Consider the following 24,360-nt stretch of genomic DNA (forward strand, 5'->3'; position numbering starts at 1 on the left):
GGACACGCAATGATTGAGGCACATGAACTCGCCAAGCGCTTTGGTGACAAGACCGCCGTCGACGGCATTACCTTTTCCGTCCAGCCGGGAAGGGTGACCGGCTTTCTTGGCCCCAACGGCGCCGGCAAATCCACCACCATGCGGCTGATCGTGGGCCTGGACCGCCCCAGCGCAGGAACAGTGACGGTCAACGGAAAACCGTATGCCCGGCACCGGACGCCACTGCATGAAGTGGGCGCCCTGCTGGAGGCCAAGGCCGTCCACCCCAAGCGCACGGCCTACAACCACCTGCGGGCCCTCGGCGCCACCGAAGGGATCTCTGCTGCCCGGGTTCGTGAAGTCATTGAGCTCACCGGCCTGGGACCGGCGGCGCGGAAGAAGGTGGGCGGGTTTTCGCTGGGCATGGGCCAGCGGCTCGGCATTGCAGCGGCCCTGCTGGGGGATCCGCAGACCCTGATCCTGGACGAACCGGTCAACGGCCTGGACCCTGAGGGGGTGAAGTGGGTGCGTTACCTCGTCCGGGGCCTGGCCTCGGAGGGCCGCACCGTTTTCATTTCCTCACATCTGATGAGCGAGATGGCGGTGACCGCGGACCACCTGATTGTGATCGGCCGGGGCAGGATCCTTGCCGACGCGCCGATTGACCAGGTCCTCGCGGGCAGCCAGCAGGAACGTGTCCTGGTCCGTACCGACGACGTCGCGGCGCTGGCGGCCGCCGTCGCCGCTCCCGGGGTGGACGTGGACAGGACAGGCGGGGATGTCCTGCAGATTGTCGGCCTGTCTACCCGCACGATTGCCGAAGCGGCGCACTCCCGGGACATCCTCATCACCGAGCTCACTCCGCAGAAGGTCTCCCTGGAGGACGCATACATGGAGCTCACCAGGGGTGAAGTGGAATACCAGTCCCAGTCGATGAACCAGCCGCCGGAATCCTTGCCGGCGCAGGAAGGACGGACAGCGTGAGTACCTCCGCGGCTTCCTCTGCGTCCCCCGTCCCACCGGCGCCCCGGCAGGAAACCGGACGGGTCACGTTCCCCCGGGTCCTGAACTCGGAATGGATCAAAACCGTCACCGTGTCCTCCACCGTGATCCTCCTGACCGTGACATTTGTGGTGATGGTTGGCCTGGCCGCGCTGGTGGCCTGGGGCACCGTTCAGCTGGTGAGCGAACCGGCAGCCGGTCCGCCCGGGGGCTTCGACGCCTCAGCGCAGAGCCTCGCCTACGACATTCCGGCCTCCGGGCTGCCCTTCGGCCAGCTGCTGATCGCTGCCCTGGCCGTGGTGCTGATGGGCAGCGAGTACACCACCGGGATGATCCGCACCACCATGGTGGCCGTGCCCACCCGGACCCCTGCGCTTCTGGCCAAAACCCTCGTGATTGCCGTTGTGTCCTTTGTCGTGGGTGTCTTCTCTGCTCTGGCCGCTTACCTGGTGGCGCAACCGATACTGGACAGCCAGGATCTGGGCTTCGGATTGGACGCCGAGTGGGTGCTGCCGTCAATTATCAACACCGGAACCGTCCTGGCGCTGATCGCCGTCATGGGTGTGGCCATCGGCGCCCTGCTGCGCAGCACGGCCGGGGGAGTGGTGACGTTCGTGGGCGCACTGTTTGTCCTTCCGATCATTGCCAGCCTGCTGTCCGGGCTCGCGGACTGGGTGGATGACGCGGCCCGTTTCCTGCCCAGCAGTGCTGCCACCCAACTCGTCGCTACAAGGATCCAGCCGGACCAGTTCAACCAGGTGGAAGGGGGCCTCATCCTGGCCGGCTGGGCGCTGGTGCTGCTGGTGGCCGCCGTCGTTCTCCTGAAAAAACGGGACGTCTGAGCCGTGCCTCCGAGTCCACGGCTGACTGCGGGTTATCCCTGATTCATCCCTGGAAAGTTGCCGAAATCATCCTTTCGAACGGTTCGGACAGCGTTTCACTCCCATAGGGTGAGAGGAGCCCCCCAGCTTCCATCCGCCCCAACGTGAGGATCACCATGATCGAGGCATCCGGCCTCTCGAAACGCTACGGCCCCAAAACCGCCGTCAACGACGTTTCCTTTACCGTCCAACCCGGCAGGGTCACCGGCTTCCTGGGCCCCAACGGCGCCGGCAAATCGACCACCATGCGCATGATCGTGGGGCTGGACCGCCCCTCGGCCGGTGCCGTGACGGTCAACGGCAAGCCGTACCAGCAGCACCGCGCGCCGCTGCACGAAGTCGGCGCACTGCTGGATGCCAAGGCCGTGCACACCAAGCGCACGGCCTACAACCACCTGCGCGCGCTGGCAGCCACCCACGGGATCTCGAACAAACGGGTCAACGAGGTCATTGAACTCACCGGCCTGGGACCGGTGGCGAAACGGCGGGTGGGCGGCTTCTCCCTGGGCATGGGGCAGCGCCTGGGCATCGCCGTCGCACTTCTGGGTGACCCCCAGACACTGATTTTCGACGAGCCCGTCAACGGCCTGGACCCGGAAGGCGTTCTCTGGGTCCGCAACCTGGCGAAGGGCCTCGCCGCTGAGGGGCGGACCGTCTTCCTGTCCTCGCACCTCATGAGCGAAATGGCTGTCACCGCGGACCACCTGATCATCATCGGCCGCGGCAGCATCATTGCCGACGCGCCGATCAGCGAGGTCATTGCCGGGCAGGACAAAATCCGCACGCTGGTGCGGACGGACCAGCCGGAGGAACTGCGTCGGGAACTCGAAAACCGTGCAACCACCTTCACCCAGCTTGAACCGGGTCTCCTGGAAATCACCGGCCCCGAGCCGCGCAGCATCGCCGAGGCCGCACTGGCCCGGCAGATCCTGATCTACGAGCTGACTCCCCGCAAGACCTCCCTGGAAGAGGCGTACATGGAGCTGACCCGGGACCAGGTCGAATACCAGTCACACGGCATTGAGCAGCGGGAGGAACCGGCGCCCGCAGCCGAGCCAACTTTGATCAGCGGCGGAGGAAAGTCAGTATGAGCACCCAGACAGCACCAACACCGGCTCCGGCCCGAAGCCGGGACGGCTCGGGCCTGAGCTTCTCGCGCATCCTGCGTTCGGAGTGGATCAAGGTCACCACCGTGCCCTCCACCGTGATCCTTTTGGCCATCACGCTCGTCGTCATGGTGGGGCTCAGCGCCCTGTACGCCTGGCAGCTGGCGGTATCGGTCCAATTCATGGCGGACGCAACCCCGGAGATGCAGGCCCAAATGGGCGGCGGATTGGACATGCTCCGCGAACAGGCGCTCATCGCACCTGCCAGCGGTTACATCTTCGGCCAGCTGCTCATCGCCTCACTGGCGGTTGTCCTGATCGCCTCGGAGTGGGGAACCGGCATGATCCGGTCCACCATGGTGGCTGTTCCCACCCGGATCCCGGCCCTGCTGGCGAAGAATCTGGTCATTGCCCTCATCGCTTTTGTCCTCGGTGCCGGCGCGGCGTTCATCTCCTACTTCATCGCCCAGCCAATCCTCTCCGGGGAAAGCCTGGACTTTGCCCTGTCCGAAGACGGCGTGCTGCGCTCCATCCTGAACACCGGAACCTATCTGGCGTTCATTGCCGTGATCTCGATGGCGATTGGCACGCTCCTGCGCAATACGGCAGGCGGCGTGGTGACGGCCATCGGACTGTTCTTCGTTTTTCCCGTGATCATCGTGAACCTCATTCAGGGGCTGGCCGACTGGATTCCCGACGCCGCCCGCTTCCTGCCCACCAACGCCGGGGACCGGATGCTGTTGATTCCAGCCGATGAAGCCGGGCAGCTCACCGCCCTGGAGGGCGGCCTGGTGATGGCAGCCTGGGCCGTGGGGCTGCTCATCATTTCCCTGCTTGTGGCCAAACGCCGCGACGTCTAGGGACAACAACCGTTGGGGGACGGAGGCGGCGGATGAACAGCCGCCGCCTCCGGCCGGATCCTTCGCAGGGCACCAACTCCTCCACAGGGGGGAGTTTTCGTGTTTAAGCACCCGGTTTACCCACGGTTCGCGTCACTGTTACGCGCTGCCTCCCGGCTCTGGTTGAATCGAAGCATGTCTGATGCATCGGATCACATCCATGACCTTGGCGCTTTTGTCAGCGCCTCCCCCTCCAGCTTCCATGCCGCACGTGAGGGCGCCCGCCGCCTCATTGCCGCCGGGTTCACCGAACTGGACGAAAGCCTTCAGTGGCCGGCGGAGCCCGGAAAATACCTGGTGGTGCGCGACGGCGCCCTGATCGCGTGGATCGTTCCCGAAGGCGCCGGTTCCGGAACCGGGTTCTCCATTCTGGGCTCCCACACGGATTCGCCCTCCTTCAAGCTCAAGCCCCGTTCCACCACCGGACGGCTCGGCTGGCTGCAGGCCGGCGTGGAGGTGTACGGCGGCCCCCTGCTGAACTCGTGGCTGGACCGCGAACTGCAGCTGGCCGGGCGGCTGGTGACCTTTGACGGTGAAGAACACCTGGTGGAAACCGGACCGCTGATGCGGTTCCCCCAGCTGGCCATCCATTTGGACCGGGCCGTGAATGAGGGCCTCAAACTGGACAAGCAGCAGCACATGAATCCGGTGTGGGGACTTGGGGATCCCTCAACCGCTGATCTGCTGGAGCTGCTGGCCGCCCGCGCCGGACTGACGGCAGACCAGGTGGGCGGTTATGACATTGTTGCCGCGGACACGCAGGAGCCGCGGACTTTCGGGGCGGAGAATGAATTCTTTGCCTCGGGCCGCCTGGACAACCTGTCATCGGTCCATGCCGGACTGGCGGCCCTGATTGCCGCAGCAGAAAGCAAAACCGGCGGATCCATTGCCGTTTTGGCTGCCTTCGATCATGAGGAAGTGGGCAGCGGGAGCCGTTCCGGTGCCGCAGGCCCGTTCCTGGAAGATGTGCTCAACCGGATTTCCGGCGGTCTGGGTGCGTCCGAGCTGGACAAGCAGCGGGCCTTCGCGGCTTCCTTCTGCATCTCCGCCGACGCCGGCCACGCGGTCCACCCCAATTACTCTGAACGCCATGATCCGGCCAACCACCCCGTGCTCAATGGCGGCCCGCTGCTGAAAATCAATGCGAACCAGCGCTACACCACCGACGCTCCCGGCGCAGCACGCTGGGCCGGGCTCTGCCGGGAAGCCGGGATTCCGTACCAGGAGTTCGTGTCCCACAACTCCATGCCGTGCGGCTCCACCATCGGCCCGCTGACGGCCACCCGGCTGGGCATCCGCACGGTCGACGTCGGCATTCCGCTGCTGTCCATGCACTCGGCCCGCGAGATGGCCGGCGTTCAGGATCCCTTCCACCTGTCCCGGGTGAGTGAAGTTTTCTTCACCAAGTAACCGCCGGCCGCAGGATGCCGGACCCGGGCGGGAGCGTAAGAACCACCTGTCCGGGTCCGGTAGACTAGCTAAGTCTGTGCTGTCGGCTTGCCCGACGCTTTTCCTGCCCCCTGGTCCTCCAGGGTCGGCGGGACGACAACGCAAAAGAACCTCCTGTTACGGAAATGCCGTGACCGTATAGCCCAAAGGAGGTGGGTTCACAAATGCGTGCTTATGAACTGATGGTTATCATCGACCCCGAGGTAGAAGAGCGTACAGTCGAGCCTTCGCTCGACAAGTTCCTCAATGTTGTCCGCAACGATGGTGGAACCATCGAGAAGGTCGACATCTGGGGCCGTCGCCGCCTCGCCTACGAAATCCAGAAGAAGGCTGAAGGCATCTACGCAGTGGTTAACTTCACCGCGACGCCTGCTGCTGCTGCTGAGCTTGACCGCCAGCTGAGCCTTAACGAGACCATCATGCGCACCAAGATCATCCGCCCGGAAGAGCAGAAGATCTCGAAGAAGGATGCCAAGAAGGCCGCAAAGGCTGAAGCTGCAAAGGTTTCCGCAGAGTAATTTCTGCAAACCAAACCGAAATCAGGAGGCAACATGGCAGGCGAGACAACTATTACCGTCGTCGGCAACCTAACGAATGATCCGGAACTCCGGTTCACCCCGTCAGGTTCGGCAGTGGCTAACTTCACCATTGCCTCGACTCCGCGGACCTTCGACCGCACGTCAAATGACTGGAAGGACGGCGAAACGCTGTTCCTCCGTGCATCTGTCTGGCGCGAAGCCGCTGAGAACGTGGCCGAATCCCTGACTAAGGGGACGCGTGTTGTTTGCCAGGGCCGCCTGAAGTCGCGTTCGTATGAAACCAAAGAAGGCGAAAAGCGCACCGTTATGGAGCTTGAGGTCGACGAGATCGGTCCCTCGCTTCGGTACGCCTCCGCAAAGGTCACCCGCACCCAGCGCTCCGGCGGCGGTGGCGGCGGCTTTGGCGGCAACAACGGAAACTCCGGAAACAGCGGCTTCGGCGGCAATTCCAACCCCGCATGGGGCGGCGGCCAGCAGCAGCCACAGGCTGCACCGGCTGACGATCCCTGGGGTGCTCCTGCAGGCGGCGGAAACGCCGGCGGTTGGGGCAACGGTCCGGACTCCAACGATCCGCCCTTCTAAGCTCGACCGGAGAGCGGTGCGTTGCCCAACGGGAAACGCACAGCTTTTCACCCCCTGCGCCTTCGGGCGCAACCTCAGACGGCACCCGCCGTCGAGCCCATCCCGTGGAATGATCCACGGGCTCCACTAGACATAAGGAGCTCCACGATGGCTAAGGCTGAACTTCGCAAGCCCAAACCAAAGTCCAATCCCTTGAAGGCCGCTGACATCACTGTCATCGACTACAAGGACGTAGCATTGCTGCGCAAGTTCATTTCCGACCGCGGAAAGATCCGCGCTCGTCGCGTAACTGGCGTAACTGTGCAGGAACAGCGCAAAATTGCACAGGCAATCAAGAATGCCCGTGAAGTTGCTCTCCTGCCGTACTCCGGCGCTGGCCGCGGCTAAAGGAAAGGAACCTAACTCATGGCAAAGCTCATTCTGACCCACGAAGTAACCGGTCTCGGCGCTGCCGGCGACGTCATCGAGGTAAAGGACGGTTACGCACGTAACTTCCTTCTGCCCCGCGGCTTCGCTCTGACCTGGACCAAGGGTGGCGAGAAGCAGGTTGAGTCCATCAAGGCTGCCCGCGCTGCCCGCGAGCACGCTTCCTTGGAAGATGCTCAGAAGCAGGCTGCTGCACTCTCCGCCAAGCCGGTCACTCTGGCCGTCAAGGCCGGCGAGTCCGGACGCCTCTTCGGTACCGTCAAGCCCGCCGATGTTGCCGCTGCTGTCGAAGCTGCCGGTCTCGGCGCCATCGACAAGCGCAAGGTTGAACTGCCGACTCACATCAAGTCGGTTGGTTCCTTCCAGGCCAACGTCCGTCTGCACGACGACGTTGCTGCTGTCATCGACCTGAACGTCGTAGCCAGCTAGTACGCCGCAGGCACGCCTTAGCGCGTGTTTGGCTTCTGCGCCCCCCGCCTTCGGGCGGGGGGCGCTTTTGCGTGCAGCGGGCATCCTCGCGGCTGTGGCGGCATGCCGGGTAAATCCTGTGGATACCGGCTGTGGAAAATTCTCACCAAACCGGGGATAACCTCGGCCGTATGCCTGATTCGGCCATCTGTCAACCTGAAATTCCGGCGTCCATGCCCACAAAAAATACTTGTTGTGCACAGGTGTGGATGAACGTTTTCCCACGTCAGAGCCGTATTTAGGGTGAAAATAAATGTTTATCCACACCCTTATGCCCAACCTGTGCACAAGACACGCCGCCTTATCAACACCTTGTCCACAAGGGCTGTGGATAACTCATTTGGGAGCAGGGGGATTCGGGACTACGGTTGCGGATGAATCCCATCTATTCGACTCCCTGCCTTTCACCGGGACGGTGCCGTTCTCCGGCCGCCGCAGAAGTGTCACCGCGGCGGGATAGACCTGAATCAGCTGCCCACCGGGCAGGGATCGCACCACAGCAGTACCTTGGGAAAGGGTTACACAGTGTCGCTCACGCATACTGATTCACCGGCATCCAGCGCAGGCTCCGACTTCGCACGGACGCCCCCGCAGGATTTGGTTGCTGAGCAGTCCGTCCTGGGCGGCATGATGCTCTCCAAGGACGCCATTGCCGACGTCGTGGAGGTCCTGCGGGGGATCGACTTCTACCGTCCGGCCCACGAATCCATTTTCGAAGCCATCATTGACCTGTACGGCCGCGGCGAACCTGCCGACGCCGTCACCGTCTCGGATGAACTGACCAAGCGCGGCGAGATCGGGCGAATCGGCGGCCCGGCCTATCTCCACACACTGATCCAATCCGTTCCCACCGCGGCCAATGCGGGTTTCTACGCCGAAATCGTCCGCGAACGCGCGGTTCTGCGCCGGCTGGTGGATGCCGGCACCAAAATTGTCCAGCTCGGATATTCCAGCGACGGCATGGAAGTGGATGACATCGTCAACGCGGCGCAGGCCGAGGTATACGCCGTGGCGGAACGCCGCACCGCAGAGGACTATGTTCCGCTGAAGGACATCATCGAGGGCACGGTGGACGAGATCGAGTCCGCCGGCCACCGCGGCGAAGGCATGACCGGCGTGCCCACGGGATTCTACGAACTGGATGAGCTGACACAGGGGCTGCATCCAGGCCAGATGATCGTGATCGCCGCCCGCCCCGCCGTGGGTAAATCCACCTTTGCCCTCGACTTTGCCCGCTCCGCAGCAATCAAGAACAACATGACCACCGTCTTCTTCTCCCTGGAAATGGGCCGCAACGAGATTGCCATGCGCCTGCTCTCCGCGGAAGCCACCATCGGGCTGCAGGACCTGCGCAAGGGAACCATCAAGGACGAGCAATGGGGCAAGATCGCCACCACCATGGGGCGGATGAATGACGCCCCGCTGTTCATTGACGACAGCCCGAACATGTCACTGATGGAAATCCGGGCCAAATGCCGGCGGCTGAAGCAGCGCCATGACCTCAAGCTCGTGGTGCTGGATTACCTGCAGCTGATGTCCTCGGGCAAAAAGGTGGAGTCCCGCCAGCAGGAAGTTTCAGAGTTTTCCCGTGCCCTGAAGCTGCTGGCCAAGGAGCTTGAAGTGCCGGTGATCGCCCTTTCGCAGCTGAACCGTGGTTCCGAGCAGCGTACGGACAAGAAGCCCATGGTTTCGGACCTGCGTGAATCCGGCTCCATTGAGCAGGATGCGGACATGGTGATCCTGCTGCACCGTGAGGACATTTACGACAAGGAGTCCCCGCGTGCCGGCGAGGCCGACGTCATTGTGGCCAAGCACCGTAACGGCCCCACCAAAACCATCGTGGTGGGCTTCCAGGGCCATTACTCCCGGTTCTCCAACATGGCAGTGGAGGGCGGCTCCGGCTTCTAGGCGCCCGGCGTCTAGAATTGATGCTGCCGGTCTGCGCCCTGACGGTCCGTCACGGCCGCATTCCCGACCAGCCGCATCCTAGGAGTACCGTGCCCAAGTCAAAGCCCCGCAAGAAGGCAGCAGCCAAGAAGAAGCAGGCCCGCCGTGCCGAGCATGAGACCAACCGGATCTTCGGCAACACCGAATCCTTCACCAGCGACGAAGGCGAGTCGCTGCTGACCGCACGCGGCTGGATCAGCGAACGGAGCCAGCCCGGCGGTGCGCTCGACGGCGATGCCTGGTACTGGATGCCCTCGCAGCTGCCCGCCTATTTGGAAGAGGGCGAACCCGTGCCGACGTCCGTCTTCCCGCTCGAGACCGGCTTCGTGAGCCAGCTGGCAACACCGGACGGCTCCGTTCCGCCCGAGGCGCAGACCGAATACGGTTCCCTGGAGGAACTCGAAGCCGACCTGGAACGGCTGGAGGCCTACCGGGTTCCGGAGGGATCCTGGACGGTCCTCAGCGGCGGGCCCGGACCGGAGGAAACCCCGGCGGATCTCATTGAGACCATTGCCGAGGATTGGGAGCTCATTGCCGAGCTGATCCATTTCCCCTACAGCACCGAGCAGGGACCGCGCTCCTTCGAGACCGTGGTGCAGGCCCACGCTGACGGGCTCCTCACGGACTATGCCTACCGGTCGGTCCTTGCCGGGCGGGGCATGCCCGTTCCGGAACCGACCGCCAAACCGGAGGCCTGAGCCGGAGCTTTTGCTCCTGCCGCCGCTGCACTCCCGTAGACCGGCAACTGTGCCCTGATGCCCGGGGTGCGGCCGATTTCCGGGCCTCAGGACCCACATGGCAGCCTTTCAGCGCACCGACTCCACGCGCAGCCCTTTCGCCGCACATCCCCGGCGGGCACCTTCACCTGAATGCCGTCAGCTTCAGCTATCCGGGCCGCCGCATTCTTACCGAGGTTTCCTTTCCGTCTCCGGGGGCGACCGCGTTGGCTGATTGGCGAGAACGGCTCGGGCAAGTCCACCGGCTTACCTGGCGGCCCGTGAGGCATCGCAGCGGCGCTGGCGGCCGGTCTGGGAGGCGCAGGAAGCGGAGCGGGAACGGCTGCAGCGCATCAGTGACGTTGACGGCCGGAACGTCTTTCAGACCTCCTGCTACAGCCCGGAACCCGCTGTGGGCGTGGCGTCGCGGTCCCGGCTGGAAGCCAGCTGCCAGGGGACGCTGGCCACCATGATGCCCGGCTCAAAGTGCAGGCGGGCTTTCATCCGCAGGGCGGTCTGGTTGTGCACCAGCTGTTCCCACCAGCGGCCCACCACATACTCGGGGATGTAGACCACAAAGAGTTCGCGGGGAGCATTACGCCGTGCCTCGCGCAGATAGGTCAGCACGGGGGACACCGTCTCGCGGTACGGGGAGGAAAGCACCGTCAGCGGCACGGGGATCTGCATCCTTTCCCACTGCTCCATCACCCGTTTGGTGTCCTCGGAGTCGATGTCCACGATGATGGCGTTCAGGGTTGAGGGGCGCGACGCGCGGGCGTAGGCCAGGGCCCGCAGGGCGGGCTTGTGAACCTTGGACACCAGGATCACTGCATTGACGCGGGACGGCAGCGCCAGCCCCTGCGCGTCTTCCTCCACGGCCAGTTCCCTGGCCACGGAATCGTAGTGCGTTCGGATAGTGAACATGAGCAGATACAGCCCGGCCATGGCCAACAGTGCAATCCACGCACCGTGGGTGAATTTTGTCACCAGGACAATCACGAGAACCAGCGCCGTCATGCCGAAGCCGCCGGCATTAATGACCCGGGAGCGCTTCATCTGGCGGCGCGCTTCCCGGCTGCGTTCCGTGCGCAATCGTGCGGTCCAGTGACGGATCATGCCGAGCTGGCTGGCCGTGAAGGAAACGAACACACCCACAATGTAAAGCTGGATCAGGCGGGTGACATCGGCGTCGAAAAGAAGGATCAGGACCAGCGCGCCAACGCCAAGGGCAATAATGCCGTTGCTGAACGCGAGCCGGTCACCGCGCGTGCGCATCTGCCGCGGCAGAAACCCGTCCTTCGCGAGGATCGAGGCCAGGACCGGGAACCCGTTGAAGGCCGTGTTCGAGGCGAAAACCAGGATCAGTCCCGTGGCTGCAATCACAATGTAGAACGGCAGGCTTCCGTTGCCGAAGACCGTTTCCGCGAGCTGGCTGATCACCGGATGTTGAACGTATTCCGGGCCGACCGGGTTCCCGTTGATGGTCAGCTGGAGGGCGGGGTCCTGCACCATGCGCACATGCGTGGCGCTGGCAAGGGCGAGGATTCCGGCGAGCATCGAGGCAGCCACCACTCCCAGGAGCAGCAGAGTGGTGGCGGCATTGGTGCTCTTGGGCTTGCGGAAGGTGGGAACACCGTTGCTGATTGCCTCCACGCCGGTCAGCGCAGCTGCACCCGAGGAGAAGGCACGCAGGAGCAGGAACGCTCCGGCCAGGCCCACCAGACCGGAGTCCATCGCGGATTCAGGCACCAGGTCAAAGTCTGCGGACGGCGCCTTGCCCAGCGTGCCGGTGACGGCCTGGAAGGCACCGACGGCACACATGCCCAGCACCGAAGCGATAAAAACGTAGGTGGGAACGGCGAATACGGCTCCGGCTTCCCGGATCCCGCGCAGATTGACAAGGACCAGGGCGGCCACGCCGACGGCGGCAATCACCGCCTGATGTCCGTCCAGCACCGGCATGGCAGTGATCAGGTAGTGCGACGCGGAAGACATGGATACGGCGACCGTGAGCACGTAGTCCACCAGCAGGGCGGAGGCCACCGTCAATCCGGCGGGTTTACCCAGGTTGGTGCTGGCGATTTCGTAGTCCCCGCCGCCGGAGGGGTAGGCATGGACGTTCTGCCGGTAGGAAGCAACCACTGTGAGCAAAACGATGATGACGGCCAGTCCCACCCAGGGAGAGACGGTTACCGCAGTGACGCCGGCCAGGGCCAGTGTGAGCAAAATTTCGTCGGGAGCGTACGCTGCCGACGAAAGGGCATCCGAGGCATATACCGGCAGTGCGATGCGCTTCGGAAGCAGGGTGTGCGAGAGCCGTTCGTTGCCGTAGGGACGCCCGACCAGAATGCGCTTGAGCGCATTGAAGAATGTGAGCACGAGGTCAAACCCTAGACCTGCGGTTGGTCCGTGTCCACAAGCCCCTAATAGCTGTGACCTTCGCCACCGCTATGCGGAGCGGGTTGTTGCACCCTTCCGGCCATCGGCCCGCGCGCTGGCGGGAGAGCGCACAAGAGTGCGGAGGCGGTCACGTGTTTGCGTGACCGATACCAATTTGTTATCAAGCGGGACATCCCTTACGGTGTTTAGCGGGTTCGGAAATAGAACCCCCCGGGCAGATGAAGTCCCGGAAGATGGCTGGCACCGTTCCGGGTGCAGCCGCAAAACGCTCGGTGCCTCGAGCCACCACACGTCGCCACATCGTCAGGCACCGCTTTCATGACCTCTATCGTCAAGGGGTTGGCGACGGCGTCGAGAAGCCTTGGGAAGGGTGGAACGCAGGTGGGCCCCGGGAGCAGCCAAATCCAAATGACTAAGTCTAAGATCAGCCGTAACGTTCGCCGGGGACTAGCTGTAGCAGCAATCTCGGGTGCTGGCGTGGCCCTGACCGCAGTACCGTCCCAGGCTGCCGACGCGAGTACATGGGATGCACTCGCACAGTGTGAAAGCGGCGGCAACTGGAGCATCAGCACCGGTAACGGGTTCTCCGGCGGCCTTCAGTTCACCCCGAGCACCTGGGCCGCCTTCGGCGGTACCGGTGATCCCACCTCTGCCAGCCGTGAGCAGCAGATTGCCGTGGCTGAGAACGTTCTCGCCGGACAGGGCTGGGGCGCTTGGCCTGCCTGCTCCGCAAAGCTCGGCCTCTCCGGCGGAGCCACCGGTGCGGTGACTCCCCAGAGCACTGTTCCGGAGCAGACCCAGCAGTACACTGCCCCCGAGGCTACGTACACCGCTCCGGCCCCGGTTCAGGAATACGCGGCACCGGCCCCGGTTCAGGAATACGCGGCACCGGCTCCGGCCCAGGAATTTGTTCCGGTGGAAACCTACTCGGTTCCCGAAGCCCCGGCAGCCCCTGAGGTTGCAGTGCCCGAGACCCCGGTTATCCCGGAGGCACAGGTTCAGCAGTACGCACCGGTGGAGACCTTTGCCCCCGCTGTGACCGGTGAGACCTACACCATCCAGTCCGGTGACACGCTCTCCGGAATCGCCGAGAAGCTCGGCATCGAAGGAGGCTGGCAGGCGCTGTACAACGCCAACGCCGACTCCGTCATCGACCCGAACCTGATCTTCACCGGCGCTGTTCTGCAGCTGCCGGCCTAGTGAAGGCCTAGCCCGGAATCTGCAGCATCTTTGCAGGACCGGATATTAACAGAAAGCAGGCGCCCCGCTTCACGGCGGGGCGCCTGCTGCGTTAACCGACAGGCCGGGACGCCCTCCGCCGTCAGCCGCCCGCCACGGACTGCAGGACGAGGACTTCACATCCCGGAGGCACCGAGCTGGCCAGGCCGTCCAGGGAGCGGAGCTCTTCTCCGTTAATATAGACATTCACATACCGGCGCAGTCGGCCGGCCTCGTCCCGTATGCGGCGCTCCAGTCTGGGATAGTCGGCGGCCAGGGCGTCCAGCAGGGCGGCGGCGGTAAGTCCCGGACCGGATGTGCGCGAGAGTTCACGTTGCCCGCCGGCTGCGGCGGACAGCGCCGCCGGCAGGACCAGGCGAACCGGATCGGTTGCCGTCACGCTTTCACCTCCCCGCAACCCTGTCACCCGTCACAGTGCAGCGTCCATTACAGTCCCGCAGCCTGCACAACCGCGGCCCGGACGCACAGTACGTCAGGAAGGTTTCCCGCAACCAGGGAAAAAGTGTTGCCCTCATCGGCGCTCCCGAATACCTGCCCGCCCCGGGTGCCGAAGTACACGCCGGCCGGCTCTGCGGTGTCTACCGCGGCCGCATCGCGGAGCACCGCGTTGTAGTCCGTCTCCGGGAGGCCGTAATCCAGCCGCGTCCACGAATCCCCGGCATCCTCGCTGCGGTACACCGCCAGATGCCCCTCCGGGGCAATACGCTCACCGTCGGCTTTCAACGGGATCGTCCAAATGGTTCCGGACCGGGTTGGATGCGCCAGCATGACAAAGCCAAAATCGGCGGGCAGTCCGTCCGCGATGGACTGCCAGGAGTCCCCGGCGTCGTCCGTCCGGTAGACCCCATGATGGTTCTGGGCATACAGGCGACGGACATCACCGGCGTCCCGTGCCACCTTATGGACGCATTGCCCGTACTCCGGATTCGGATCGGGCATAAAGTACGCGCTGATTCCGGTGTTGCGCGGCGCCCAGGATGCCCCGCCGTCGTCCGTGCGGTAAACACCTGCCGCACTGATCGCCACATGGACGGTGTCATCAACCGGGCTCGGCAGCACGGTGTGGGCCGCGGCACCGCCGAAACCGGCGCCCCACCCGCTGCGGTGGGGATGGTCCCAAAACGGCTGGTTCATCTCGAAATGCTCGCCGCCGTCCGTGGATTTCCACACGGAAATGGGTTCCGCCCCCGCCCAGACCACTCCCGGGCGGTCCGCGCTGTCCGGCTGCAGCTGCCAGACGCGGGTCAGTGCTTCGCCGGTGTCCGCCGGAAAACGGACGGCGCCGTCCTCCGGCTCGCTCCAGGTCTGCCCGAGGTCATCCGAGTGGACCACACACGGGCCCCAGTGCCAGTTCATGATGCCGGCGAGGATCCGGGGAGCCGGGCCCCGGGTATCAAGGGCCACGGACGCGACCTCATCCATGAGGAAGTGCGGCCCGACCAGGTCCCAGTGGTGCCTGTCAGTACTGGTCGCCAGCCACAGGCCCTTGCGCGTACCAATGGCCAGGACGGCTGTGTCCCCTTCATTCATGCTGGTATTGGACCATGCGGGCGCGGCACGGACAAGGGTCCGCCGAAAGGTCCCGCGTGGAAATGCGCGGCCGCATCCGGTAGGTATGGAGCATGCCTTTCCGCTTCCCGTTCCGGTGCACGGCCGGATGATCTACATCGATCCGCCGTTGTGGCCGGCCCATAATACGGTGTTTTCCCACTTGGTCTCGGACACCTCCCTGGCTGAACTGCACGGCTTCGCGGCTGCCGCCGGAATCGATGCCCGCGCCTTCGATCTGGACCACTACGATGTGCCGGTGCGCCGCTACCGGGATCTGGTGGCCCGGGGTGCGATGGAGGTCGACGGCGGTACCCTGGTGCGCCTGCTCATCCGCAGCGGGCTGCGCATCAAGGCGCGTGAACGCAGTGCCTCGCTGGTGCACCCTTTGCTGGCACGCTGGGAAGCGCTGGTGCCTGGAGCCAACGGGCTGGGCGCCGAGCTGCTGAACCGCTGGGGCGAGCCGCACCGCCGCTACCACGACCGCAGGCACTTGCTGGCCGTCCTGGAGGCAGCGGAGCAGCTTTCGGAGGGGCCGCCGCCGCGGACGGTACTTCTGGCGGCGTGGTTCCACGACGCCGTGTACCGCGGGGCCCCCGAGGATGAGGAATGCTCCGCGGAGCTCGCCGGGACACTGCTTCCGGAAGCGGGCTCAGCCGAGGCGGAGATTCGCGAAGTGCAGCGGTTGGTCCGGCTGACGGCCGGCCACCGGCCTGAGCCGGGGGACACGGCCGGAATGCTGCTCTGTGACGCCGACCTGTCGGTTTTGGGTCGCAGCCCGGAAGCCTACCGCCGCTACGTTGCCGATGTCCGACGTGAATACGCGCACGTGGGCCACGCCGATTTCACCGCCGGCCGCCGCCGGGTGGTGGAGCAGCTGCTGGAGGCCGATCCGCTGTTTTCCTCTCCCGCTGCACGGAACCGCTGGGAGGAGCAGGCGCGCCGCAACCTGCGCTCCGAACTGAAACTTCCACAGCCGGCCCGGGGGCAGCAGGATTGAGCGGCAACACATCAATCCCGTGGACCGGTCATCCCAAAGGCAGCCGGGGCTACCGCCGCGTCATGGTGGCACTGGCCGCGGCAGGAATGGCAACTTTCGCCCAGCTGTACTCCGTCCAGGGTGTCCTGCCCGGCCTGGCCCGGGACCTGGACATCACCGCCCCGGCCGCCGCACTGGCTGTATCAGCGGCAACACTGGGCCTGGCAGCTTCCGTCATTTCCTGGTCCGCGGCAGCTGACCGCTTCGGCCGGCTGCCGGTCATGCGGCTGGCAATCATTGCCGCCGTGGTCCTGGGACTGCTGGTTCCGTTCAGCCCCAATCTTCCGGTCCTGCTGATGCTCCGGTTCACGGAGGGCGCGGCGATGGGCGGGATTCCCGCCGTCGCCCTGGCCTACCTCAGCGAAGAGGTGTCCCGGGTCCATGCCGCCGTGGCCGCCGGCAGCTACGTTTCGGGCACCACCATCGGCGGGCTTGCCGGCCGGATCGTTGCCGCCCCGATGGCCGACGCCGCAAACTGGCGGGTGGGCGTCGGCACCGTCAGCCTGCTGGCCGCCGGAGCCGCCGTCGTCTTTATGCTCACCGCACCGAAGCAGCGCGGGTTTTCACCGCTGCGCCGCGCCGATCCCGGCCCCGGACTTGGCGGGCGGCTGCTGCTGAACCTGCGCAATCCCCGCCAGATCAGCCTGTATCTGCAGGGCTTCCTGCTGATGGGCGGATTCGTGGCGGTCTATAACTATCTGGGGTTCCGGCTCGGCGCTGCACCGTTCTCGCTGCCGCAAAGCGTGGCCAGCTTCCTCTTCCTGGCCTACCTCGCCGGCACCTGGTCCTCCCGTGCCGCCGGATCCCTGGCCGGCCGGCTGGCGGCGCACGGAGGCCGCAAGACGGTGCTGCTCGGGTCAATAGCGGTAATGGCCTCCGGGCTGGCCCTCACTCTTGGGTCCTGGCTGCCGGCCGTGATCGCCGGGCTCGTGGTGTTCACCGGCGGATTCTTCGCCGCCCACTCCATTGCCTCCGGCTGGGCGCCCTTCCTCGCGACCGAAGGCCGGGCACAGTCCTCCTCGCTGTACAACCTGTTCTACTACGCCGGTTCCAGCCTGCTGGGCTGGGCGGGCGGCATCTTTTTCCAGCACTGGGGCTGGACCGGACTGAGTGTTTTTGTGGGGGTGCTGATGGCCCTGGCCGCCGCCGCGGCCGCCGCGGTCCTCGCTCCGGAACGGGGCACCCCGCCGGTGCAGGCTCCCCTGCGGCAGAACCGTAAGCTGTGAAGATGGGCACTTCAGCACAGACCTCAGGCTCCGCCCTGGGCCGGCGCATCCTCGCCCTGGCCGTACCGGCACTGGGTGCACTGATCGCCGAACCGCTGTTCCTGATTGCCGATTCGGCGATCGTGGGCCACCTTGGCGTCAATGAACTGGCCGGGGTGGGGCTGGCATCCACGGTGCTGCAAACCGCCGTCGGGCTCATGGTGTTCCTGGCCTATTCCACCACCGGAACCGTGGCCAGATATCTGGGCGGGGACCGGCACCGTGAGGCCGTGGCAGCCGGCCGGGACGGAATCGGGCTGGCCCTGATCCTGGGCGTGCTGCTCTCCGTTGCCGGAATCCTGGCTGCCCCGGCTCTGGCCACCGCTCTGGGAGCCACCGGTGAAGTGCATGCCTTCGCCGTGGATTACCTGCAGTATTCAATGCCCGGACTCACCGCCATGCTCGTGGTCCTGGCGGCCACTGGCGTGCTGCGCGGGCTGCAGGACACCCGCACGCCGCTGATGGTGGCCGCCGTCGGCTGCGCAGTGAACATCGGCCTGAACTATCTGCTGGTGTACGGTTTCAACCTCTCCGTTGCCGGTTCCGCGCTGGGCACCAGCATCACCCAGTGGGGCATGGCCGCCGTCTATCTGGTGCTGGTGGGACGGATGGCTCGGCGTGCCGGAGTTCCTCTGCGTCCCGCCGCCGCCGGGATCCGCGCCACCGCGCACGTGGGCTCCTGGCTGATGCTGCGGACGCTGAGCCTTCGCCTGGCCGTGCTGGCGGCGGTACTGGTGGCCACCGCGCAGGGACCGCAGTCGCTGGCTGCCCACCAGCTGGTCATGACCGTCTTCACCTTCCTGGCCTTCGCCCTCGACGCCCTGGCCATTGCCGCGCAGGCACTGATCGGCAAGGAGCTCGGTGCCGGCAACGCGTCCCTGGCCCGGGAGCTGACCCGCCGGATGATCCGGTGGGGCGTGGGATTCGGGGTGATCACCGGGGTGCTGCTGGCCGCGGCGGCTCCCTTTGCCGGCTGGATTTTCACGCCCGACGCCGGTGTGCAGTCCGCGCTGACCGCCGGACTGTGGGTGCTGGCCGTGTCCCAGCCGATCTGCGGCCTGGTCTTCGTGCTCGACGGCGTGCTCATCGGCGCCGGCGACGCACGGTACCTGGCGATCACCGGCGTGCTGAACCTGCTCGCCTACCTGCCGCTGCTGTGGTGGGTCCAAGCCTCCGGCCTCGAAGGTCCCGGCGGCATCGCCTGGCTGTGGGCCGCCTTCGCACTGGGATACATGAGTGCCCGCGCACTCACGTTGACCTGGCGGATCCGGCAGGACGCCTGGATGGTCACCGGGGCGGCACCGGGCAGCGCGAGCGACTAAGATGGTGGGGGGCCAACCGGCTCCACGAAGGTGCAGACACGAAAGCGGAGGCTCGGCAGTGGGCGAATCCAGCCACGGAATGACCCCGTGGAAACCCATCCTCCTCCGTTCGGCCACGGCGGCTGCCTTTGGGATCCTGACCGTCTTTTGGCAGGGACCCGGCATCAATGTGCTGTCCGTTGCCGGCGGGCTCTACCTGCTGCTCACAGCGGTCAGCGTATGGCGGATGTCCGTTCTCGCCGGTCTCAGCGGGGAACCCCGGATCCGCACCCTGCAGCTGCTAGAGGCCGCCGTCTACGCCCTCGCCGGTGTGGCCGTCCTCGCACTGCGCTCGGTGGAAGCCTTCTGCGCCGCCGCCGGCATTGCGCTGGCACTGGGCGGCGCCGTCGAGCTTTATCTCTGGCTCAAGTCCCGCACCACATTCCTGCCGGCCCGTGACTGGCTGATCACAGGAGTGGTGAGCCTGGGAGCCGCCATCATCCTGGTAGCCGTGCAGGCCATGGACCTCGGTGCGCAGGCGATGCTGGGAGTTACCGGCGGTTCTGCCCTCATCATTGCGGTCATGTTGGCCACCTCGGGTCTGGGCGCCCGGTTTGATGCCCGTTCCGCGGGCAACACGGATCCGGCAGCAGCGGGCCGGCAAAAGCCGTAAACTGGAAAATCGGTTCTACCGTTTGTAGAACCGCGATCATCAACGCAGCAGGAGGAAATCAGTGGCGAACAGCTCATCCGGTGGGCCGCAGAAGCGGAACTCCGTGAAGGCCCCGCTCATTTTTTCTGCCGTATTGGCTGTGATTGCGGGCATTGCCACCATGATCTTCGCCACCGGCGGCGGAGAAAAGGAACTGCGGGTTGATCTGGGCTTCACCGCCGCAGGCATTGCGTTCATCGCCTCCGTCCTGATCTGCTCGCTGCTGCTCATGACGGAAAAGCCGAACCCGGACCACCTCAGCGAGGGCTCCGGCGTGAACCGCAGCTCGGCCAAGATTCCCGGCGGCGCCGGCTCGGTTGGCGCCCCCCGCAGCAGCGCAGCACCTTCCGACAACGCAGCACCTTCCGACAGCGCAGCACCTTCCGACAACACAGCACCTTCAGGCAACGCAGCGCCTTCCGGCAACGCAGTTCCGGAAGCTCCGGAGACCCCTTCGAATACGGCCGACAGCGCCTCCCGCCCCGCCAATCCCGGCACCACGGGCCCTGCGGCCTAGGCTCCGGGACTGCCGGGCGGCAGACGCCCCGGGAGTTAGTCGAAGATCTCTTTACTGATGTCCGTGGGAGCCCCGTACTCGCGTTCGGGCAGGTTTCCCAGCGCGTCCAGCACGGACTGGTCGGCCTTGGACCCCTCGGCCTTCTTTACGATGTCCTCCTTGGATGCCGGATAATCCATTCCGCCCAAGGCCTTTTGGATGTCGATCGGGCTTGGCTTGTCACTCATGGCTCTCCCTTGATTGATGTGCGTTTTCCATTGCTTCCCACTGCCCGAACATGAGCTCGGCAGCGTCTACGGAACGGTCTTGGACCGTTGTGGGGGACTCCAGGTGAACGGCCCCGGAGGGGATCAGGCCGGCTCCCCCGTATTTTTCCATTACGCGCCACTGCGCGGCCACGTCCTCCCCGGAGTGCTCAGGCGGCAGGTCCGGCCAAAAGCTGAAAGCGCCGCAGTCCAGCAGTTTCCGGCGGTCGAAGAGCACGCAGGCGCCGACCCAGGCCACCTTGTACAACAGCCAGGAGCCGGGCTTAAGCTTCAAATCTGCCCCAATATGGGCAAGATTGGCGGCATTGTGCAGGGGCCACCGCTCAAAGTCCGGGTCTCCGCGCCGGATCCGCTCTGGCTCTACGGATCCCGTCCACAGTTCGAATGGCTGCTGCTCGAGGGGTCGGTGGTCCGCCAAATAGGACAAACCCTGCACTGCCGCCCCCACAAATCCGCATTCGGCCTCCGCCAGGGCGTTCACCATCCGGCGCAGCATGTCCGGTTCCAGCCACACATCATTGTCCAGAAACAGCACCAGGGGAGATCCGGCCGCTTCCAGCAGGTGCTGGCGCTGCTGGGCCAGCCCGCGCGCCGGCAGGTTGCGCAGCAGGGTGACCGGACGGCCCTGGGCCCGCAGTACCCGGAGCATAGCGGCCGCGGCCGGATGGGCCCACGACGGTTCGCCCGGGCTTTGGTCGCTGATCACAACGCCGAAGTTTGGTTCATCCTGCGCGGCCAGACCGGCAAGCGTCACAGACAGTTCGGTTTCCCGGCCCCTGGTGGGTATCAGGACCTGCAGCGGGAGCCGTGAAGCGGGCGCCGGGTCCTCGCCGCCGGTGTCCGCTCCCCACGCCCCGGACCACTTCCTGCTCATGTACGGGCTCCGGCTTCTTCCTCCGGACCAGGTCCCGGACCGGCGGGCGAGGTTGCTGAGGCACTGGATCCCCGGACGCTTGATTCACCTGAGCCTGCTTTCCCCGCCCCTGCCCCTGACTCCGCACTGGGGCGGGGGACGCCGGGGGAGGAGGACTGGATTCGTTCGAACAGCGCCGTCGTCGAATGGTCCGCGACATAGTCCAGGATCCGCACCTGCCCGCCGCATTCGCGCACCACCCGCGTCTCCTGCAGCATCTCGGGGGAGTAGTCCCCGCCCTTGGCGTAGACGTCCGGACGAAGGGCTTCGATCAGTGGAATGGGGGTGTCCGTGTCAAAAACCGTGACATAGTCCACGCAGCTCAGCGCCGCAATGACGCCGGCGCGGTCATGCACCGGATTGATCGGCCGGCCCGGTCCCTTGAGCCGCGTCACCGAGTCATCTCCGTTCAATGCCACCACCAAAACGTCCCCGAGGGCCTTGGCCTGCTGCAGATAACGGGTGTGTCCGCGGTGCAAAACGTCAAAACAGCCGTTGGTCAGCACGATCCGCTTGCCGGCGGCCCGGTCCGCGTCCACCCTCGCCTGAAGTTCATCGGGAGACAGGGCGGTGTCCGCCAGGGCCGTCAGATGCAGTTCCAGGTCCGCCCACGTGCACACCGATGTTCCCGTCCGCCGGACCACCACGTCGGCAGCGTTCTGCGCCAGGTCCGCGGCCGTGCTCAGGGGGAGCCCGGCGGCCCGGGCCACGGTCAGGCACGCCACAAAGGTGTCGCCGGCCCCGGACGCCTGCTTCTCGGTGGCAGGCCGCGCCCAGGTGCGGTGGATTTGGCCGCCGCCCGTCAACAGCAGCGTTCCCTCACGGTCCAGGGTGACGACGGCGGAGCGGGCACCCGTTGCCTGCAGCAGGTCAGCGCCGCGGCCGCCGATCTGCTCGGCCCGCTCCCGTCCCGGCTCCGGCCGCAGGTCCAGCAGCCGGGCCGCCTCCTGGAAATTGGGGGTAACGACGTCGGGTTCCAGCGCAGCCCACAGTCCCGGCGCGTGGGCGTCCACGACGGTGAGGCGGTTTCCGCGCTGCCGGATCAGGGCCTCGCGCACACGCCCGTGCAGCAGCCCGCTGCCGTAATCGCACACCACCACGGCGTCCGCTTCACCGAGCCAGGCGGGCAGGGCATCGGCCAGATCCTCCTCCGCCTGCCCCGGAACCGGGCTGCCGCCGTCATCCATGCGCAGCAGCACCTGATCTCCTGCCAGGACGCGGTATTTGGTGGCAGTCCGCGCGTCCGGCCTGGCATGGAGCAATTGGAGGTCGATGCCGGCGGCGGCGAGCACGGCCCGCAGCCGGCGCCCGGGTTCATCCTCGCCCACCAGCCCCGCCAGACGGACCCGCGCGCCCAGGCCCCGGAGATTCATGGCGGTGTTTGCGGCACCGCCGGGTGCGTAGTCGCGGCTGACCATGTCCACCACGGGAGCCGGGGCTTCACGGCAGAACCGGTCCGTGGTGCCGGACCACCAGCCGTCCAGCATGACGTCCCCGACGACGGCGACAAGCGGCGCCCGGGCCGCCAGGCGGCCCGGCAGCCACGGGGCCAGACTGCGCAGCCCGGACAGTTCCGGCGGGATGATCATGCCTGTCCCGGCACCTTCGCCAGGCCCACATGGACCACTTTGACCAGGCTGAACTCGTCGAGGAGCTCGGGTCCGTAGCCAAAGCCGCGCCCGCTCTCCCCGCGGGGTTCGGCGGAGCCGCCGGGAGCGCCGCCGAAGACGGCGTTGATTTTCACCGTTCCCACCGGCAGGGCTGCCACGGCGCGGTGGGCCGAGTCGATGCTCGGCGTCAGCACGGTGGCAGCGAGCCCGAACCTGTCCCGCGCAGCCAGTTCCAGTCCTTCGGCGAAGCTGTCCACCACCTGCACCGGAGCCACCGGTCCGAACGTTTCCTCGGTAAAAACAGCCATGGGATGGGAGCAGTTCAGGAGCACCGTGGCGGGATAGTGGGCGCCGGGACCGTCGGGCAGTACGCCGCCCTCGGCCAGCTCCGCTCCGTTCCGGACCGCGTCGGTGACCTGGGCATGGACCGAGGAGCGGAGCCGGACATCCACCAGCGGGGCCGGCGGCTGGTCCCGGTTGCGGCGCCGGGCTTCCTGGGTCAGGGCCCGGCAAAACGGTTCGGCCAGGTCCCGGTGTACGTAAATGCGCTCGACGGCGGTGCAGATCTGTCCGCTGTTGCTGAAGGCACCGATTGCCGCCTGCTCAGCCGCCCAGACCGGATCCACCCCGGCATCGATCAGCAGGGGATCGTTGCCGCCGTTTTCACGAATGACGTGTGCCCCGGTCAGGCCGGCCGCCCGCGCGATCCGCCCGCCGGCAGGGCTGGAACCAACATGGGCGAAGACGTCCACCCGGTCCTCGCGGGTGAGCAGCGACCCGGTCTCCGCATCTCCGGTCAGAGTGCTGAAGGCACCGGCCGGGAAGAACGGTGCCAGGATGTCGCCAAGCAGGATGCCGGTGTGGGGAGAGCGTTCACTCGGCTTGTGGATGACGGTGTTGCCGGTGACCAGCGCCGCGCCAATGAGGCCGGCTGCTACGGCCACCGGATCATTCCACGGTGTGAGCAGCACTGCCACGCCGCGGGGTTCGGAGACGGTGTAGTCCGCTGCCAGCGCGGATCCGCGCAGGCTGAGGCCGCGGTGCACCGGGCCGAGTTCGGCGTACTGCTCCAGCGTGGACACCGCTGCGGCTATCCCGCCCAGGGCCTCATCCACCGGTTTCCCGGTTTCCCGGTGGTTCAGTTCCGCGAGTTCCCGGGCCCGTTCGGCGACGGCGGCGGCAGCTGAGCGCAGGATCCGGCCCCGGTCGGCGGGATTCGTTCCGGCCCATCCGGGCAGTGCCCCGCGTGCCGCGGCGACCGCCTGCGTCACCTGCTCGCGGTCCGCGGCGGCAAGTTCACCCACGAGCGTGCCGTCATTCGGGTTGAGCACCAGGATTCTGCCGCTGCCCGGCACGGCGCCGGCAGGGGACGGCGCGCCGGCAGTACCGGCCAATGCGGCGGCAGGGGCAGGAGGAGCTGCGGCCGTGGCGGGAGAGACAGCCGGGGAGGCGGGAGCGGCACTGTGAGGCATGGGGTTCCTTGCGGTCGGCAGGCGAACTGGCTGGATCCTGTGTAGGGTTCCTACCCGTTTGGGCGGCGCTTTACACAGGTTTGC

Annotated in this window: 24 protein-coding genes; 17 read left to right on the forward strand and 7 right to left on the reverse strand. The window is 65.9% G+C overall.

Annotated features, from left to right (window positions below):
* Nucleotides 1-9: 9 nt before the first annotated feature.
* The 11 genes from AC4D2W_RS15550 (at nucleotide 10) to AC4D2W_RS15600 (ending at nucleotide 9,976) form a co-directional block, all read left to right on the forward strand.
* Nucleotides 10-963 carry an ABC transporter ATP-binding protein gene (locus AC4D2W_RS15550; protein WP_490927815.1) on the forward strand — a complete coding sequence of 318 codons (954 nt, stop codon included), beginning with the start codon at nucleotides 10-12 and terminating at the stop codon, nucleotides 961-963.
* The gene (locus AC4D2W_RS15555) at nucleotides 960-1,823 is read left to right on the forward strand and encodes an ABC transporter permease (protein WP_490927816.1); all 864 of its coding nucleotides are present in this window, start codon (nucleotides 960-962) and stop codon (nucleotides 1,821-1,823) included. The genes AC4D2W_RS15550 and AC4D2W_RS15555 overlap by 4 nt, the downstream gene beginning before the upstream one ends.
* 155 nt (nucleotides 1,824-1,978) lie before the next feature.
* Complete coding sequence (locus AC4D2W_RS15560) at nucleotides 1,979-2,953, forward strand: ABC transporter ATP-binding protein (protein WP_490927817.1); 975 nt, start codon at nucleotides 1,979-1,981, stop codon at nucleotides 2,951-2,953.
* A complete protein-coding gene (locus AC4D2W_RS15565) occupies nucleotides 2,950-3,828 on the forward strand; it encodes an ABC transporter permease (protein ID WP_490927818.1) in 879 nt (292 codons plus the stop codon). Before AC4D2W_RS15560 ends, AC4D2W_RS15565 begins: the two co-directional genes overlap by 4 nt.
* A gap of 174 nt (nucleotides 3,829-4,002) precedes the next feature.
* Nucleotides 4,003-5,277 carry a M18 family aminopeptidase gene (locus tag AC4D2W_RS15570; RefSeq protein WP_490927819.1) on the forward strand — a complete coding sequence of 425 codons (1,275 nt, stop codon included), beginning with the start codon at nucleotides 4,003-4,005 and terminating at the stop codon, nucleotides 5,275-5,277.
* A 203-nt stretch (nucleotides 5,278-5,480) separates the two neighbouring features.
* On the forward strand, nucleotides 5,481-5,834 hold the full coding sequence (rpsF, locus tag AC4D2W_RS15575; protein WP_490927820.1) for a 30S ribosomal protein S6: 354 nt from the start codon (nucleotides 5,481-5,483) through the stop codon (nucleotides 5,832-5,834).
* 33 nt (nucleotides 5,835-5,867) lie between these two features.
* Entirely contained in the window at nucleotides 5,868-6,437 is a 570-nt protein-coding gene (locus AC4D2W_RS15580; protein WP_400930267.1) for a single-stranded DNA-binding protein, read from the forward strand.
* A gap of 147 nt (nucleotides 6,438-6,584) precedes the next feature.
* Nucleotides 6,585-6,824, forward strand: coding sequence for a 30S ribosomal protein S18 (rpsR, locus tag AC4D2W_RS15585; RefSeq protein ID WP_003800144.1), 240 nt, complete (start codon nucleotides 6,585-6,587; stop codon nucleotides 6,822-6,824).
* An 18-nt stretch (nucleotides 6,825-6,842) separates the two neighbouring features.
* On the forward strand, nucleotides 6,843-7,292 hold the full coding sequence (gene rplI / locus AC4D2W_RS15590; RefSeq protein ID WP_400930271.1) for a 50S ribosomal protein L9: 450 nt from the start codon (nucleotides 6,843-6,845) through the stop codon (nucleotides 7,290-7,292).
* A 564-nt stretch (nucleotides 7,293-7,856) separates the two neighbouring features.
* Complete coding sequence (dnaB, locus tag AC4D2W_RS15595; RefSeq protein WP_400930274.1) at nucleotides 7,857-9,239, forward strand: replicative DNA helicase; 1,383 nt, start codon at nucleotides 7,857-7,859, stop codon at nucleotides 9,237-9,239.
* Between the two features lie 89 nt (nucleotides 9,240-9,328).
* Nucleotides 9,329-9,976, forward strand: a complete 648-nt coding sequence (locus AC4D2W_RS15600) for a hypothetical protein (protein ID WP_490927821.1) — start codon at nucleotides 9,329-9,331, stop codon at nucleotides 9,974-9,976.
* 411 nt (nucleotides 9,977-10,387) lie between these two features.
* Here the strand turns inward: AC4D2W_RS15600 and AC4D2W_RS15605 are convergent, their stop codons facing one another.
* The gene (locus AC4D2W_RS15605) at nucleotides 10,388-12,373 is read right to left on the reverse strand and encodes an APC family permease (protein WP_490927822.1); all 1,986 of its coding nucleotides are present in this window, start codon (nucleotides 12,371-12,373) and stop codon (nucleotides 10,388-10,390) included.
* Between the two features lie 429 nt (nucleotides 12,374-12,802).
* Here AC4D2W_RS15605 and AC4D2W_RS15610 point away from each other — a divergent pair, with 429 nt between their 5' ends.
* A complete protein-coding gene (locus tag AC4D2W_RS15610; protein ID WP_490927823.1) occupies nucleotides 12,803-13,594 on the forward strand; it encodes a transglycosylase family protein in 792 nt (263 codons plus the stop codon).
* Nucleotides 13,595-13,715: 121 nt separating this feature from the next.
* Here the strand turns inward: AC4D2W_RS15610 and AC4D2W_RS15615 are convergent, their stop codons facing one another.
* Together AC4D2W_RS15615 and AC4D2W_RS15620 are read right to left on the reverse strand one after the other, a co-directional pair.
* A complete protein-coding gene (locus tag AC4D2W_RS15615) occupies nucleotides 13,716-14,012 on the reverse strand; it encodes a MoaD/ThiS family protein (RefSeq protein ID WP_490927824.1) in 297 nt (98 codons plus the stop codon).
* A gap of 47 nt (nucleotides 14,013-14,059) precedes the next feature.
* The gene (locus tag AC4D2W_RS15620) at nucleotides 14,060-15,163 is read right to left on the reverse strand and encodes a WD40/YVTN/BNR-like repeat-containing protein (RefSeq protein WP_490927825.1); all 1,104 of its coding nucleotides are present in this window, start codon (nucleotides 15,161-15,163) and stop codon (nucleotides 14,060-14,062) included.
* Between the two features lie 85 nt (nucleotides 15,164-15,248).
* Here AC4D2W_RS15620 and AC4D2W_RS15625 point away from each other — a divergent pair, with 85 nt between their 5' ends.
* From AC4D2W_RS15625 to AC4D2W_RS15645, 5 genes are all read left to right on the forward strand, one after another.
* Nucleotides 15,249-16,181: a DUF4031 domain-containing protein gene (locus tag AC4D2W_RS15625; RefSeq protein WP_490927826.1), complete on the forward strand. Its 933-nt coding sequence runs from the start codon at nucleotides 15,249-15,251 to the stop codon at nucleotides 16,179-16,181.
* A gap of 62 nt (nucleotides 16,182-16,243) precedes the next feature.
* The gene (locus AC4D2W_RS15630; RefSeq protein ID WP_490927883.1) at nucleotides 16,244-17,446 is read left to right on the forward strand and encodes an MFS transporter; all 1,203 of its coding nucleotides are present in this window, start codon (nucleotides 16,244-16,246) and stop codon (nucleotides 17,444-17,446) included.
* 2 nt (nucleotides 17,447-17,448) lie between these two features.
* Nucleotides 17,449-18,807, forward strand: a complete 1,359-nt coding sequence (locus AC4D2W_RS15635; protein WP_490927827.1) for an MATE family efflux transporter — start codon at nucleotides 17,449-17,451, stop codon at nucleotides 18,805-18,807.
* A gap of 58 nt (nucleotides 18,808-18,865) precedes the next feature.
* A complete protein-coding gene (locus tag AC4D2W_RS15640) occupies nucleotides 18,866-19,459 on the forward strand; it encodes a hypothetical protein (RefSeq protein ID WP_490927828.1) in 594 nt (197 codons plus the stop codon).
* Nucleotides 19,460-19,592: 133 nt separating this feature from the next.
* Complete coding sequence (locus AC4D2W_RS15645) at nucleotides 19,593-20,015, forward strand: hypothetical protein (protein ID WP_490927829.1); 423 nt, start codon at nucleotides 19,593-19,595, stop codon at nucleotides 20,013-20,015.
* Nucleotides 20,016-20,050: 35 nt separating this feature from the next.
* On the opposite strand, the gene AC4D2W_RS15650 is transcribed toward AC4D2W_RS15645, so the two are convergent.
* From AC4D2W_RS15650 to AC4D2W_RS15665, 4 genes are read right to left on the reverse strand one after another with little or no spacing between them, the layout of a single operon-like run.
* A complete protein-coding gene (locus tag AC4D2W_RS15650) occupies nucleotides 20,051-20,242 on the reverse strand; it encodes a DUF2795 domain-containing protein (protein WP_490927830.1) in 192 nt (63 codons plus the stop codon).
* Entirely contained in the window at nucleotides 20,235-21,155 is a 921-nt protein-coding gene (locus tag AC4D2W_RS15655) for a glycosyltransferase family A protein (RefSeq protein ID WP_490927831.1), read from the reverse strand. Before AC4D2W_RS15655 ends, AC4D2W_RS15650 begins: the two co-directional genes overlap by 8 nt.
* Entirely contained in the window at nucleotides 21,152-22,783 is a 1,632-nt protein-coding gene (gene rfaE2 / locus AC4D2W_RS15660) for a D-glycero-beta-D-manno-heptose 1-phosphate adenylyltransferase (RefSeq protein WP_490927832.1), read from the reverse strand. The genes AC4D2W_RS15655 and rfaE2 overlap by 4 nt, the downstream gene beginning before the upstream one ends.
* Nucleotides 22,780-24,276, reverse strand: coding sequence for an aldehyde dehydrogenase family protein (locus tag AC4D2W_RS15665; protein ID WP_490927833.1), 1,497 nt, complete (start codon nucleotides 24,274-24,276; stop codon nucleotides 22,780-22,782). Before AC4D2W_RS15665 ends, rfaE2 begins: the two co-directional genes overlap by 4 nt.
* Nucleotides 24,277-24,360: the final 84 nt, after the last annotated feature.

Source organism: Arthrobacter sp. TJ-58 (assembly GCF_058269295.1).

Excerpts from the sequence above, each read along its gene's own strand:
- AC4D2W_RS15570 (WP_490927819.1), top strand. The coding sequence starts at position 4,003 with ATGTCTGATGCATCGGATCACATCCATGACCTTGGCGCTTTTGTCAGC.
- rplI (WP_400930271.1), top strand. The coding sequence starts at position 6,843 with ATGGCAAAGCTCATTCTGACCCACGAAGTAACCGGTCTCGGCGCTGCC.
- AC4D2W_RS15610 (WP_490927823.1), top strand. The coding sequence starts at position 12,803 with ATGACTAAGTCTAAGATCAGCCGTAACGTTCGCCGGGGACTAGCTGTA.
- AC4D2W_RS15665 (WP_490927833.1), bottom strand. The coding sequence starts at position 24,276 with ATGCCTCACAGTGCCGCTCCCGCCTCCCCGGCTGTCTCTCCCGCCACG.
- AC4D2W_RS15565 (WP_490927818.1), top strand. The coding sequence starts at position 2,950 with ATGAGCACCCAGACAGCACCAACACCGGCTCCGGCCCGAAGCCGGGAC.
- AC4D2W_RS15635 (WP_490927827.1), top strand. The coding sequence starts at position 17,449 with ATGGGCACTTCAGCACAGACCTCAGGCTCCGCCCTGGGCCGGCGCATC.
- rpsF (WP_490927820.1), top strand. The coding sequence starts at position 5,481 with ATGCGTGCTTATGAACTGATGGTTATCATCGACCCCGAGGTAGAAGAG.
- AC4D2W_RS15625 (WP_490927826.1), top strand. The coding sequence starts at position 15,249 with ATGGAGCATGCCTTTCCGCTTCCCGTTCCGGTGCACGGCCGGATGATC.
- AC4D2W_RS15630 (WP_490927883.1), top strand. The coding sequence starts at position 16,244 with ATGGTGGCACTGGCCGCGGCAGGAATGGCAACTTTCGCCCAGCTGTAC.
- AC4D2W_RS15650 (WP_490927830.1), bottom strand. The coding sequence starts at position 20,242 with ATGAGTGACAAGCCAAGCCCGATCGACATCCAAAAGGCCTTGGGCGGA.
- rfaE2 (WP_490927832.1), bottom strand. The coding sequence starts at position 22,783 with ATGATCATCCCGCCGGAACTGTCCGGGCTGCGCAGTCTGGCCCCGTGG.
- AC4D2W_RS15620 (WP_490927825.1), bottom strand. The coding sequence starts at position 15,163 with ATGAATGAAGGGGACACAGCCGTCCTGGCCATTGGTACGCGCAAGGGC.
- rpsR (WP_003800144.1), top strand. The coding sequence starts at position 6,585 with ATGGCTAAGGCTGAACTTCGCAAGCCCAAACCAAAGTCCAATCCCTTG.
- AC4D2W_RS15655 (WP_490927831.1), bottom strand. The coding sequence starts at position 21,155 with ATGAGCAGGAAGTGGTCCGGGGCGTGGGGAGCGGACACCGGCGGCGAG.
- AC4D2W_RS15580 (WP_400930267.1), top strand. The coding sequence starts at position 5,868 with ATGGCAGGCGAGACAACTATTACCGTCGTCGGCAACCTAACGAATGAT.
- AC4D2W_RS15560 (WP_490927817.1), top strand. The coding sequence starts at position 1,979 with ATGATCGAGGCATCCGGCCTCTCGAAACGCTACGGCCCCAAAACCGCC.
- AC4D2W_RS15550 (WP_490927815.1), top strand. The coding sequence starts at position 10 with ATGATTGAGGCACATGAACTCGCCAAGCGCTTTGGTGACAAGACCGCC.